This is a genomic window from Lentilactobacillus hilgardii DSM 20176 = ATCC 8290 (genome assembly GCF_000159315.1).
GTDB lineage: Bacteria > Bacillota > Bacilli > Lactobacillales > Lactobacillaceae > Lentilactobacillus > Lentilactobacillus hilgardii.
The window spans coordinates 64160-77706 of sequence record NZ_GG669992.1; the positions used below are offsets into that span (position 1 = coordinate 64160).

The following is a 13547-nucleotide window of genomic DNA, read 5'->3' on the forward strand; positions in this document are numbered from 1 at the left end:
GTTTGGTTTGGGTATTATTCCAAATATAAGCTTTTTGGCTTTTAGTACTTGAATAATACGGAATTGGTCCCGTAAATTTGGAGCCATCGAAAGAATAGTTGCTTGGAATGGTGTTGGCAGATACCGAGCCAACACTTGCTAGACTAAGAAAAATAGCCCCTAACAGTAACAGAAACGACAAACTCTTTTTTAGCATATTAAATACCTCCACTACATGCATTATAACAAAAATCCTATTAAACTGATCTTTTAATCTTCAAGACTGGTTTAATAGGATTTTTTGATTGAACGGTCAAGAACCTCAGTTATATGGCTCTTCTACCCGACCAATTTTAATATGAATAACCAAAACGTGACATTTTATTTATAGGATGGATCAGCTTTAGGATTAATCAGGATCTGAGGGGCTCCTTCTTTGCCCACAACAACCTCATTAACCGCATTTAAAAACAAACCGTGTTCAACCACGCCAACCGTGTTAATTAAGGTATCGGCCAGTTTATCGGGGTTGTTAATTTCATGCAGGTGAAGATCCAAAATGATGTTATTTGAATCCGTTTTAAAGACCTTGCCGTCCTTATCAGTCCTGACAACCGGATTGAATCCGGCATCGGAAAACTTTTTCAAAACATGATGACTGCCGAAAGGCTCTACGTCAACAGCTAGTGGAAAGGCACCAATTCGGTCAACAACTTTGGATTTGTCTACGATCCAAATAAGCTTTTTAGAATTGGCAGCCACAATTTTTTCCCAAAGCAGGTTTCCACCACCGCCTTTAATACCATTAAAATCGCTGTCAACCTGGTCGGCACCATCAATGGTTAAATCGATTGTGTCAATCGAATCCAAATCAACAATTTTTATTCCCAATGATTCAGCCTGCTTCGCTGTTGAAATTGACGTGGAAACGCCCGTAAATTTCAGGCCTTTTTCCTGAACCCGTCGTCCCAACTCATCGACCAGCATTGTAACCGTTGAGCCACTTCCAAGACCAACAATCATACCGTCTTTAACATAATCTGCAGCTTTAACCGCCGCAGCCTTTTTTAACTTGTTCTGAAGCTCTGAATTGATCGTACTCATGAATCTCCCATCTCCTTATTTTTAAGGCCAACTTGACGTTTTTCTATTTCCAACTCCATCAATGTCAAAACACCTTTATAGCAACACGATATTGATAACTTTTATAAAAAAGGCGAAAAAATTTCTACTTGGATTGCTAAGCAGAAGTTGACCTCATTTTAACTGATTGGTCTCACAACACAAGAAATAAAATTTGTCCGGTTTTACAAGCCTTTTTAAAAATGGCTGTTTTCGGATTTTTGTCTTGCAATTTTCAATACATATAGCAGATCAACTTTATACCATTGATTTTACCCCAAATTTAAGCGGCAAAACAAAAACACCACTGTTATAAGCGATGCTTTCATTAAACCATTCATTTACAGTCTCAACCTATTTTGGATTTGTGGCAGTCAATGATAGATTACTCCAGAACTCGTTGGTTCCCTCTGTTGTGACACTATATCCCTTAACCCGTGTATTAACCGGTGTCCAAGATAAGTTGAATTCTTCTGGTGCATAAGCAGCTTGATCATTCATATACTGTTGCCACTTTTTAAACTGCTGAGCCCGATATTTTGCATTCCAGGCTTTTTCATTATTCAAACTATTGAGCAACTGGGTATTCTTCTTAGTCGCAAAATGTCCATAATTATAAGGTGCATCAGCTCCATAAATCTGAGTTGGTGTTGGTTCCGATGACGTAGACCATGCAGCATTCCAAATATCAATTGCATCTTGCTTTGGCTTTTGAATAGTTGAATAAAAACTGTTCATTTCCATCGGCTTACCAGTTGTATACTTAACATTTAACCCCAATTTATGCCACTGTTGTACATAATATTGATAAGTTGCCTCCGTAGCAGATGAACTTTGCATAGCCCCGAAATGAATGATAAGCTTCTTTCCCTTCGGATCTGTGCGCCATTTACCGTGCTTTTTATAGCCAGCCTTATTCAAAAGTGACTTAGCCTTTTTCATATTATAAGGGAAACCGGCTGCTTTTGAATTATAGACATTTTTAAAGACAGGTGGAATTAATACATTAGCACGCCATGTCAATCCATTACCAAACTTTTTACTTACTTGATTGATATCGATTGCATACATCATTGCTTTTCGAAGGTTCTTATTGGCCATCTTAGCATTCTTATTCATTTCGTTTAAACCTGTCTTGGTATTCATTTGACCAAGGTTAAAGCCAAAGTACGAATAATTCATTGATGGTGTTCCAACTTCGGCATAGTCTTTCAAAGTCTTAAGCTTAGGATATTGACTTGATGGCATAACGATATTTTGCTGACCATTCGCGAAATCATATTTTTTGGATTTAAAAGCCGCAACAATGTTGTTTGACGAAACCACTTGAATTGTAATGTGCTTAATCTGAGCCTTTTTACCATAATAATAAGAGTTGGGTGACCAACTAGTCGATTCTCCCTGGACAATCTTATCTAACTTATATGGGCCGGTAAAAATCGGATTCTTTCGTACTTTTGGTGATGCAGCCAGCTTAGAAATAGGGGTTTTACCATAATATTCATATGGCTCAACAGTCTGCCACAAGAATGAACTTCCAAGATACTGCATTGAAGGCGACATTCTAGTGTAATGAATAGTAGCAGTTCTGCCCTTTTGACCATCTGGATATGTAATTCCTGAAATTGTTTTTGCTTTACCTGCGTGATAAGCGGCCATTCCTTTAATTGCAGCATAGTCAGATGAGTACTGCTGTGAAGCTGTCTTTTTGTTACCAATGATTTCATATGGATATTCAATATCCTTCGCTGTCACTTTCGCACCATTCGACCAACGGGCATTTTTGCGCAACGTGATTGTGGCAGTCTTCGCTTTACGGTTCAATCGCAAATTAGCTAACCCGCCATCAATGATTTTATAATTCTTTGTAACATTAAAAAGACTGTCACCACCACCAGGAGAAAAAACATCACTATCTTCTGCATTAGTCAATAGTGTTGGTGACGAAATTCCAGCAAACGGTGCATCATTAACTTCAGCGACCCTTAAAGTGCTATTATTTCCTGCCGTAGTTGCTTTACCGGATCCACTATACGTTTCCGGCATTGATACATGTTTAGTTGTTCCTGAATTGCTACTTTTGTTATTACCACAAGCAGCCAGCGTCAAAGCTGACAAACCAACCAATCCGGCCATCAGCCATTTTTTCTTGCTCATAAACATCCCTATTGAAACTCGCCATTAAAACTCCCTCAATACTATATAAAAAGCATCATCTCCCTCAATAATTGTAAATACACAGATTCTCTACGACTTATCTTTACCGCGCCGCTGAGCCGCGTTCGTGGTGCGCCTCATTACCTGACCGATGTAACTGATTGCTAAACAAAGAATAATAATTTCGACCGCTGCGGGTAACCAAGTCCACCAATAACCGGTAATATTCTCAGGATCGTTTGCGTTAGCGATTAATGTCCCAAGCGATGGTGTGCCTAGTGGAAGTCCAAATCCTAAAAAGGAAAGCCCAGTTTCAACTCCGATATTTTCAGCAAACGATAAAGTTGTATCAACAATAATCAACGATGAAATATTCGGCATAATTTCTCGAAAAATAATTTTAAAATTGCCGGTTCCTGAGGTTTTTGACGCTGCTACATAATCCTTTTGCGATTCTGAAAGAGTTCGTGAGCGAATCAAACGAGATGTCCCCATCCAATAAAAAATCGATAAAATCAATGTTAAGGTAATGGCATTGTAATGAGGCACAATTGTCACAATGACAATAATCGTCATGAGCATTGGAATAATCATCATAAAATCATATACTCGTTGCATGCCCAAATCGATCATTCCGCCAAAGTATCCTGAAATCAACCCCCAGCAAATTCCGAACGTTGAGGAAATGACGGTTAGTCCAATTGCAATACAGATTGAGTTTCGTGAACCAACAACTAATTCCTTTGCTATTGACGACCACCGGCATCAGCTCCCAACCAATACTCAGAAGAAAAAGGCTTGGCATAATACCCCATAATATTGGTTTCCATCATTTTAGGCACATCAATAAACATGGATGAAATGATGACAAATAAAATGAACGCAACCAAAATAAATAAGGAAATCAATGCCGGCTTATCAGCCACGAATTCACGCCACATAATTTTAGCCGCCGATGGTGTTGCTTCCTGACTTGCTTCTTTGGTTAATCTATCCAAATCCTTTTCAGAAATTGTCGTAACGTCTTCAACATCTTTCTTGACCATTTCGATCCCCCCTATTCAACTCGAACACGTGGGTCGACAATACTTAACGCAATATCAGAAAGTAACGTTCCCATCAGGTTCAGAAACCCATACAACAGAACCAACGCCGTAATAACGGTATAATCCCGGAAATTTATCGCATTTAAAAACAACAGGCCCATCCCAGGATATGAGAAAACCATTTCGGTAAAAATCGATCCACCAAGCAAACCGGTAATTGAATATCCTGCAAAGGCAGCAATTGGTAACAGCGAGTTTCTAAAGATATGGTGCCGGTAAATATCTTTCATTGGAACGCCCTTTGCTCGAGCAGTTCTGACATAATCCGAATGCTTGGCATCAATAACTTCCGAACGGAGGTATTGAACAATATTAACCGTCCCAAAAAGAGCTCCCAGCAGTCCAGGTAAAATAATATGGCCGAGACGTGATATGAGAGAACCGCCAAAACCGCTAGCCTGCGATGAGATAGATCCACTTGTCGGAAACCAATTGAGCGTATAACCGAAAACCCAGATTCCGATAACCAACACTACGAAAAATGGAATTGACATCGTAACATATGTATAAATTCGAACCAGAGTATCCTGCAGCTTTCCTTCATGCCGACCAGCATAAATTCCCAATGGCAAACCGATGACATACGTCAAAGCCATCGTGAAAAGTGCTAACCATAAAGTATTCGTGCCCCGTTGTTTAATTAAATCAATAACCGGTTCCTGATATTCGTAACTGATTCCAAGGTTCCCATGGAATAAATGAACGACCCAGTTCCAATATTGCTGATACCAAGGGTCATAAAGGCCATGAATAACCATTAGATGGTGAATTTGAGCCTGACTGGCTCGCGGATTGATCGTTCCGGTAAATGGATCTCCCGGCATCGCTTTTGCCAATAGGAAAACCAAAATACTTAATATAACCAATTCCGGAATCATAATTAAAAGTCGTCGTAAAATTGTCTTCCACATTAGATAGTCGCTCCCTCATCATTCATTTTCTGACGATATTGCCGCGCTTCATCAGGTGGTAGCGCAACTGAATGCGTCAGCGATACTTTGGTTAGTGGAAAGGCCATATTCTCTTTATCGTAGTATTTTTGGTGTTGCTCTTGATAGACTCTTTCGATTTTTAGGCGATTTTGCCGGTGCTCCTCACGATGAGTAACGTTTGTTTCAGGAATTGCAGCAAGTAATCGTTTAGTGTAAATATGCATTGGGTGGCTATATATGTCTTCACGACTCCCCATTTCAACAATTCGTCCCCGATTCATAATCGCAATATTCTTACACATATGCCGGACAACACCTAAATCATGTGAAATAAATAAATACGAAATGCCAAACTCCCGTTGAATCTTCTTCATAAAGTTAAGCACCTGTGCCTGAACGGAAAGATCCAATGCCGAAACCGGTTCATCTGCAATAATCAATCGTGGATGAGTTGCGACAGCTCTGGCAACCCCTATCCGTTGTCGTTGACCACCGGAAAATTGATGAGGATACTTATACAAAGCATCCGGATCCAAACCAACAATATCAAGCAGTTGCAACACCCTTAATTTTTCAGCATCTTTACTTAAGTGCTCAAAGTTTCTTAAAGGTTCGGCAATAATATCCTCAATCCTTTTTCGAGGATTCAAACTAGATAAGGAATCCTGAAAAATCATTTGAACATCATGATTGTAATTTAATCTCCGCCGATTTTCGGCTTCGATGACGTTTTTTCCTTTATATGTAACGGTTCCCGAAGTGGCCTTTTCCAATCCGATAATGGCTTTGGCTGTTGTTGATTTACCAGATCCTGATTCACCAACCAAGCCATATGTCTCTCCCTCTTCGATATTAAATGTGACACCATCAACCGCCTTTACGTTATCGACAATCCGGTTCCAGAAGCCACCCCGAATTGGATAATGTACTTTTAAATTATTAATTTCAATCAAGCTCATCAATGAAGTCCCTCTTTCTCCACTTGATCCGGAAAATAAAAATGTTTGTAACAAGTACACCTAACCAGATGATCTTCCCCTAAATCATGCATAATAGGATTTTTTTCATGATCAGAAGCAGAAATCCATGGAATACGGGGTGCAAACCGATCGCCACTCTTTGGCATTCTCTGCAGTGATGGAACCATCCCGGAAATGACATAGAGTTCATCGCCTTCGTCATTACGTTGCGGCATCGATCTTAGTAATGATCGTGTATACGGATGCTTTGGGTCATCAAAAATCTGTTCAACACTACCTTGTTCAACAATTTGACCTGCGTACATAACTGCTACCCGATCGGCTGTTTCGGCAACCACTCCCAAATCATGAGTAATCAAGATAATCCCGGCATGATTTTCCCTTTGGATTTCCCTTAGAACATCCAAAATTTGGGCTTGAATCGTGACATCCAAAGCCGTAGTAGGTTCATCAGCAATAATTAAATCCGGCTTACATGCAATAGCAATCGCAATAATAATCCGTTGTCTCATACCACCGGACAGTTGATGCGGGAACTGATGAGCAGTTCGATCGGGATTATCGATTCCCACTTCATTTAGCAATTCAATCACGCGATCATGACGTTGCTTCTCAGTCATTTTGGTATGATAAACCATAACTTCCTGAATTTGATCTTCAATCCGTTTCAAAGGATTAAGTGCGGATAAAGGATCTTGAAAAATCATTCCAATTTTCAAGCCGCGAACTTTGCTATATCCGCTTTCATCAAGAGTTAATAGATCGGTCCCTTCAAAGTTGACTTTACCCGATATCTTAGTTTCTTCGGGATCATGGAGTCCCATAATCGTGGTAGCAAGCGTACTCTTTCCACAGCCTGATTCCCCTACAATTGCTAAAATTTCATCATGCTGTACTTGTAAGCTTACATCAGAAACCGCGTCATAATAGGCATTATTAATCTTAAAGGCCGTGCTAACATTTTCAACGTCCAAAAGTGAATTTTTATTTTCACTGGCCATATTCAATCTCCCTTTTAACAAAAATATGAAACGTTCTCATTTGTTTTTTGTGAAAAACTTATTGTACTTACTCAAAATTAGATAATCTCATTGTATTCTCATTTCGAAATTTGTTAAAGTATTTTCAGAAAAAAATAAAAAAAAAAAGTCAGAATACACTGACTCCTTTTATAACAAGTAACAAAATAATGCTATTAATTTTATATATCAGTTACTTAATTACTAGAAAATTAACGTTTCTCTTTGTGTTTAAGATCTCACGAACTCTTTAACAAAGTTAATTAAATTAACACTGGTTGCACTTATTAAAAACTTCTATAACATCAACAATTACTGATGTTGACTTTACTTACTTCAATATTTACATTTTTGAGAAGTCTCAATTTGCACCAAAGCTTTAAAAAGACAACAAAACGTTTGCCTTATTTATTAACCACCGTAAACCGCTCATTCCGATGTGTAGGATTAACAATTTCATCAACGATGGCTTTTCCAACCGTTCCAGATGTTACCTCGGACTTACCCGCATCATTTCTTAAAAGATCATTGTGTCCAAGCTCATAATCGGCAAGGTCTCCGGGCACAAAGTTTGAGCTCGGTGAAATAGCTACCCAATTAACATCTTTAACGTTGGACAAAAATTCATATTCCTTGGACTGTGCCCGCGGTGTCGCAATAAACTGCTCTTTGTTGGGCAGCCCTTCAAGACGCTCAATCAACCGGTGACCACTGCCAATGTAAAGACTGGCTGCACCAAGAATAAAGAATAGCCGCGGCTTATCCTGCCCTTTGACAAGGTCCACCAAATGCTCCGCTAATTCAATGTGTTGTTGAGCCTTGCTGGGATCATGACCAGGTGAAAAGGCATCAACAACCACATCCAAGTCAGCGATATCAGGCTTTTGAATATCAAATACATCAATGACACTATAAGTTGTTTGATCGCCAAACATGTCTCTGGCCTTGCTCTCATTTCGAACAAATGCTTTAACATTCAGCCCCTGCTTAAGTGCCTCTTTTGTAATTGCACTGCCGGCCATACTGGTGGCGCCAATTACACCAATCGAAAGTGCCATAAAAATCCCTCCAATTTATCAGATCATGTCAAAATTGACTAGAAGAATAACTTTATTAATCACTACTAGTATCTGATATTCAGATAACCAGGTCAATTGATTCGACTAGTTGTTATACATCAAAAAAAGAGAATCAAGATAGTCTCTATCCCAATTCCCCTTAAAAACTATTTAGTTAACTTCAATGCCTTGCCGGCCACATCAATCGTAATCGGGTCTCCCTCAATCAGTTTAAATTGAGCACCTTTTTGATCAACGTTAACCTCAATCAAACGGCCGCGGAAGACCTGTCTGAATGAATAACGATGCCACTTCTTAGGTAGAAATGGTGCATAGTGCAACTGACCGTCACGAACCCGCATCCCGGCAAATCCTTGAACAACGGCGATCCAACCACCGGTCATAGCCGTTACGTGCAGGCCGTCATCGGTATCGTTGTTATAATTGTCCAAATCCAATCGAGACGTCCGTTCATATAATTCAACGGCTTTATCTTCATAATGCAAATCCGCAGCAAGTACGGAATGAATTGCGGCAGATAAGCTGGATTCATGAACGGTTAATGGTTCATAGAAATCATAGTTGGCTTTTTTCTGCTCTGGTGTGTAATCATCAATAAAGTCCCAAATTCCCTGAAGGACATCACCTTGCTTGATATATGGTGAACGGAGGATCTTATCCCATGACCAGTGCTGGTTGATCGGCAATTGATCGGCAGGAATAGCCGAAACCGGTTGAATATCTTTATCAAGAAAGCCATCATGTTGCACAAAGATATTCAATTCTTTGTCATAAGGCAGATACATTCTGTCCACAATATCCTGCCAGTGTTTCTTTTCCTTATCGGTCACCGCTAATTTTTCGGCTTGTTCCGGCGAAACCTTTTTTAAGATTTCCAACGTATATTTCAGTGTCCATTGAGCCAAAATGTTGGTATACCAATTATTATCAACGTTATTTTCATACTCATCCGGTCCGGTGACACCATGAATCATGTATTGCTGTTTTCGTTGGCTGAAGTGAACCCGATCAGCCCAGAATTTAGAAATTTCGGTCAATACCTTGGATCCCTCATTCAACACGTAAGACTCGTCACCGGTATAACGTGTGTAATTGTAAATCGCAAAGGCAATGTCGCCATTTCGATGAATTTCTTCAAAGGTAATTTCCCACTCATTATGACATTCAATACCATCGAAGGTCACCATTGGGAATAAGGCACCTTTAAGTCCCTGTTGTTTGGCATTATGGTAGGCACCATCCAGTTGTTTATAGCGATACATCAACAGATTTCGTGTCACTTTTGGATCCGTAATCCCAAGGTAAACCGGAACTGCAAAAGCTTCCGTATCCCAATATGTGGCACCACCGTACTTCTCGCCGGTAAATCCCTTTGGTCCGATATTTAAACGGGCATCTTCACCATAATAGGTTGAGAACAGTTCAAACATATTAAACCGGATACCCTGCTGTGCGGCAGTATCACCGTCAATTTCGATATCAGATTTATTCCAACGTTCTTCCCAAATTTTGGCATGGGCATCAAATAAATCTTCATATGTTTTTTCGGCAACCCGATCACTCAATTGATGCATGGCAGCAATCAGGTCATCGTTTGTTTGATAATCCCGTGAAGTCGTTACAATAACGCGTTTTTCCAACTTGGCACTTTGGTCCGGTGCCAGTTCACCCGTAAATTCGTTAACAACTTCCTTATCGTTGGGTTGCGCCACGGAAACCGTCTCTAAATCGGAAACATGACGCATTTCCATTGCAGACGTGAATTGTGGTGTCCCAAAAGGATTAGGTGTGGTTTGTGCAATCACATTTCCGAAATCCGGTTTCTGTTCGGTAGAAACCACGTTCCAAAATCGCTCGTCATAGTTTGCGTCTTCGTTCTTAACATCGGCATCAATCGCAGAATCTACCGTAACAGTTACTTTTGTTGTGCCAACATTCTTTAACATCAGCCTTTGAACGGATAATTCCTGTTGCGCCACACTTAGAAAGCGCTCGAACGTAACGGCAACTTTAGCATCACCTTTTGTAACCGTGAACGAACGTGTCAGAATAGAATGCTGCATGTCCAGATCTAATTTAAAATCGCTAAACTTGTCTTTTGCCAAATCAATTTTGTCACCATTGATTTTAACATTCATCTTAATGAAATTAACTGCGTTGACAACTTTTCCAAAATAGTCCGGATAACCGTTCTTCCACCAGCCGACCCGGGTCTTGTCAGGATACCAGACACCACCCAAGTACAAGCCGGCCAAACTATCGCCGCTATAGTCCTCTTCAAAGAATCCCCGCATCCCCATATAACCGTTTCCAAGACTGGTCATTGACTCTTGAAGGCGTTTATTATCGGGATTAAACTCATTCGTTACAATGTGCCAAGGTTGAACGTCAAAAATTCTCTTCATTTGTATGAATCCTTTCTTAATTAAGCTTTATAAGTTTCTTTAATTAAACCGACTGACAATGCCCCAATTGCCATAACTACTCCGGCAAATAAGAACATGTTTTCCTGTGCGTTTCCAAGTAACGGGAATAATCCAAAGCTGGCAAGTGAAGCAACAATCTGTGGTAAACAAATTGAACCGTTAAACAAGCCAAGATAAGTGCCCATGTGTTCACCGGACAACGCGTTGGTGATCATAGTTAATGGATAAGTGTTCATTGCTGCCCAAGCCATTCCAACCAAGACAAACGAAACGATTAATGCGGATTGCGAATGGATAAAGAAGACGGACAAGAAACCGACGGCACCCAGACCAAGACTGAGTGCATAACCCAATTTATGATGATTATTGGGTACTTTGGCCAAAACGTATGACCAAACAACGGCAGCAATTGACTGAACGGCAGCCAGAACACCATACCAGTTACCAGCAGCCTGATAGCCGGTTGATGCAGCGTTGGTTGTGTTCCAAACGTTGTGGGCAATCGCACCGGCCGCATAAGTCCATAAGTACTGGAAAGCAACCCAGCAGAAGAATTGAACCAGTGTCACGGTCCAAAAAACCTTTGGTGCTTTCTTCAAAAGTGCAAACCAGTTACCACCGGTTGTGTTGGCTTCTTCAGAAATACCATGATACTTGGCATAGGTTTTAGGATCATACTCGTGAACCTTAAAAATCGTTAGTAAACTCGTCAATAACAGGATAACCGCACCAACATAGAATGAAATGACAACTGATTGTGGCACAACACCCTTTTTAGCGGTATTGGCAATACCGAATGCGGTAAACAGAAATGGGAAAATTGCGGCGATAACCGCACCACCATTTGATAAGAAACTTTGAATACCATATGCGTAACTCTTCTGATCATCATTTACCATATCACCCACCATCATCTTAAATGGCTGCATGGCAATGTTTGATGAAACATCTAAAAGAGCAACTGTAACGGCCCCGAATAATAGGGCAGTAATTGACGCATATCCGAATCCAAAACTACCGGAATTAGGAAGCAGACACATCACAATAATCGCGATTAACGTGCCTAATGCCAAATATGGCAAGCGACGACCACCCAATCTCGGTGTCCATGTTCTGTCTGAATAATACCCGATAATTGGCTGAACAATTAACCCGGCCAGTGGCGGTAAAATGAAAAACCAACCAAGTTTATTTGGATCCGCACCAATTGTTTGAAAAATTCGGCTCATTTGAGAGCTTTGCAGCGTAAAGGCCATCTGAACACCCAAAAAGCCAAAGTTGATCATCCAAATGGTACTGGCAGGAAGTTTTGGTAACCCAGACTTCTTAGTTGCAGCTTCTGCACTTCGTTCCTCCATGATTTGTTCCTCCAAGTCTTAATCTTAAAAATCAATAATTGCTTTAACGATGATATTATGACACCGTTTTCGGTTTAATGCAACCGGTTGCACACTTGTTTTTAATGATAGCAACGCTTTCATGCTGTTATTAAGCCAATGGTAGCGATTAATAAAGTTTGTGAAAGTTTTTTTCATACCGCTTTCAAAACTTGTGTGAATAGCAAAATAAAAACACTGAAATAATCATATATGGCGTGTATTACCCACTTAGAAAAAAATTTACAAAAAAAGTTTTGCCCGTTTTTTTCACTTATTTTTCCGGTTTGGTCTAGACCTAAAAGGTTTTAATGAAAATAAGTCTCTTTCAAGTTGATCTTATTTTCATTTACATCTTAAAAAATTGTGTTATATTGAATTGTGATTCACAAGGGAATCATTTGAGGATTAAATTAAAGGTGGTGACAATTAATGTTACTTGGAAGTATTGAAGCTGGTGGTACTAAATTCGTTTGTGCCGTTGGTAATGAAGATTATCGAATTATCGACAGTGTGCACATCAAAACAACAACACCAGAGGAGACCTTACAAAAAACTGTCGATTACTTTAAACAATTTAAAGACTTACAAGCAATCGCAGTTTCATCGTTCGGTCCCATTGAGCTTCGTAAAAATTCACCAAAGTATGGTTACATTACCAACACACCTAAACCGGGTTGGGCCAATACCGATTTTGTTGGCCGATTAAAGGAAGATTTCGATCTCCCAATTTCCTGGACTACTGATGTTAATGGCTCTGCATATGGCGAGTACGTCATGGCAACACTCTTTAACGAAAAGATTGAGTCATTGGTTTACTTTACGATTGGAACGGGTGTTGGTGCCGGTGAAATTGTTAACGGACATTTTGTTGGTGACCTTGGTCATCCAGAAGTTGGCCACGTTCGCTTGAAACGTCATCCAGACGACATGGACTTCAAGGGGATTTGTCCATATCACGGGGATTGTCTAGAAGGTTTGGTCAGTGGACCTACTTTCGAAGCACGGACCGGTAAAAAGGGACAGGATATCCCACTTACCGATCACGTCTGGGACATCATGGCTTTCTACGTTGCTCAAGCTGCTATTCAAGAAACACTGTTATTCCGTCCAGCTAAAATTGTATTTGGTGGCGGTGTTGTCAGTGAACCCTTCCTGAAGAAAGTCCGGGCACAATTCAAAGACCTATTGAATGACTACGTTGATGTTGGCGACTTAGACAAATATATCGTCATGCCATTGGTTAAAAACAACGGTTCCGCAACTGTTGGCGACTTCGCTTTAGCAGTTGAAGAATTGAACAAATAATTTTTTTACCGGAAAACACAAACGTTTGTGTTAACGCTTTATATTTAAAGGAGATTATATTTC

The 13547-nt window shown here is 40.1% G+C and carries 9 protein-coding genes and 2 pseudogenes; 1 reads left to right on the plus strand and 10 read right to left on the minus strand.

All coding sequences use genetic code 11. The features are described from left to right. The 10 genes and pseudogenes from HMPREF0519_RS14185 to HMPREF0519_RS00325 all read right to left on the minus strand — a co-directional run. Positions 1 to 196: pseudogene (locus HMPREF0519_RS14185) on the minus strand (D-alanyl-D-alanine carboxypeptidase); the annotation flags it as partial. 164 nt (positions 197 to 360) lie between these two features. Continuing rightward, positions 361 to 1083 carry a ribose-5-phosphate isomerase RpiA gene (gene rpiA, locus HMPREF0519_RS00285; protein ID WP_003633657.1) on the minus strand — a complete coding sequence of 241 codons (723 nt, stop codon included), beginning with the start codon at positions 1081 to 1083 and terminating at the stop codon, positions 361 to 363. A gap of 372 nt (positions 1084 to 1455) precedes the next feature. Continuing rightward, positions 1456 to 3258 (minus strand): oligopeptide ABC transporter substrate-binding protein, encoded by a 1803-nt coding sequence (locus tag HMPREF0519_RS00290; protein WP_040472668.1) that lies wholly within the window; start codon positions 3256 to 3258, stop codon positions 1456 to 1458. Between the two features lie 90 nt (positions 3259 to 3348). Next, positions 3349 to 4304: pseudogene (locus HMPREF0519_RS00295) on the minus strand (ABC transporter permease). Between the two features lie 11 nt (positions 4305 to 4315). Then, complete coding sequence (locus HMPREF0519_RS00300; RefSeq protein WP_003633663.1) at positions 4316 to 5275, minus strand: ABC transporter permease; 960 nt, start codon at positions 5273 to 5275, stop codon at positions 4316 to 4318. After that, positions 5275 to 6255: an ATP-binding cassette domain-containing protein gene (locus HMPREF0519_RS00305; protein WP_003633664.1), complete on the minus strand. Its 981-nt coding sequence runs from the start codon at positions 6253 to 6255 to the stop codon at positions 5275 to 5277. Before HMPREF0519_RS00305 ends, HMPREF0519_RS00300 begins: the two co-directional genes overlap by 1 nt. Next, positions 6255 to 7277 carry an ABC transporter ATP-binding protein gene (locus tag HMPREF0519_RS00310; protein ID WP_003633666.1) on the minus strand — a complete coding sequence of 341 codons (1023 nt, stop codon included), beginning with the start codon at positions 7275 to 7277 and terminating at the stop codon, positions 6255 to 6257. The genes HMPREF0519_RS00305 and HMPREF0519_RS00310 overlap by 1 nt, the downstream gene beginning before the upstream one ends. Positions 7278 to 7699: 422 nt before the next feature. Beyond that, positions 7700 to 8353, minus strand: a complete 654-nt coding sequence (locus HMPREF0519_RS00315) for an NAD(P)H-binding protein (RefSeq protein WP_003633668.1) — start codon at positions 8351 to 8353, stop codon at positions 7700 to 7702. 167 nt (positions 8354 to 8520) lie between these two features. Further along, positions 8521 to 10779 carry a glycoside hydrolase family 65 protein gene (locus HMPREF0519_RS00320; protein WP_003633670.1) on the minus strand — a complete coding sequence of 753 codons (2259 nt, stop codon included), beginning with the start codon at positions 10777 to 10779 and terminating at the stop codon, positions 8521 to 8523. A 20-nt stretch (positions 10780 to 10799) separates the two neighbouring features. After that, positions 10800 to 12158, minus strand: coding sequence for an SLC45 family MFS transporter (locus HMPREF0519_RS00325; protein WP_003633672.1), 1359 nt, complete (start codon positions 12156 to 12158; stop codon positions 10800 to 10802). 450 nt (positions 12159 to 12608) lie between these two features. On the opposite strand from HMPREF0519_RS00325, the gene scrK reads away from it, so the two are divergent. Beyond that, positions 12609 to 13484 (plus strand): fructokinase ScrK, encoded by an 876-nt coding sequence (gene scrK, locus HMPREF0519_RS00330; RefSeq protein WP_003556348.1) that lies wholly within the window; start codon positions 12609 to 12611, stop codon positions 13482 to 13484. The last annotated feature ends 63 nt before the right edge of the window (positions 13485 to 13547 follow it).

Bases quoted from the DNA above. Each gene is read 5' to 3' on its own strand.
- rpiA (WP_003633657.1), bottom strand. From the start codon at position 1,083: ATGAGTACGATCAATTCAGAGCTTCAGAACAAGTTAAAAAAGGCTGCG.
- HMPREF0519_RS00290 (WP_040472668.1), bottom strand. From the start codon at position 3,258: ATGAGCAAGAAAAAATGGCTGATGGCCGGATTGGTTGGTTTGTCAGCT.
- HMPREF0519_RS00300 (WP_003633663.1), bottom strand. From the start codon at position 5,275: ATGTGGAAGACAATTTTACGACGACTTTTAATTATGATTCCGGAATTG.
- HMPREF0519_RS00305 (WP_003633664.1), bottom strand. From the start codon at position 6,255: ATGAGCTTGATTGAAATTAATAATTTAAAAGTACATTATCCAATTCGG.
- HMPREF0519_RS00310 (WP_003633666.1), bottom strand. From the start codon at position 7,277: ATGGCCAGTGAAAATAAAAATTCACTTTTGGACGTTGAAAATGTTAGC.
- HMPREF0519_RS00315 (WP_003633668.1), bottom strand. From the start codon at position 8,353: ATGGCACTTTCGATTGGTGTAATTGGCGCCACCAGTATGGCCGGCAGT.
- HMPREF0519_RS00320 (WP_003633670.1), bottom strand. From the start codon at position 10,779: ATGAAGAGAATTTTTGACGTTCAACCTTGGCACATTGTAACGAATGAG.
- HMPREF0519_RS00325 (WP_003633672.1), bottom strand. From the start codon at position 12,158: ATGGAGGAACGAAGTGCAGAAGCTGCAACTAAGAAGTCTGGGTTACCA.
- scrK (WP_003556348.1), top strand. From the start codon at position 12,609: ATGTTACTTGGAAGTATTGAAGCTGGTGGTACTAAATTCGTTTGTGCC.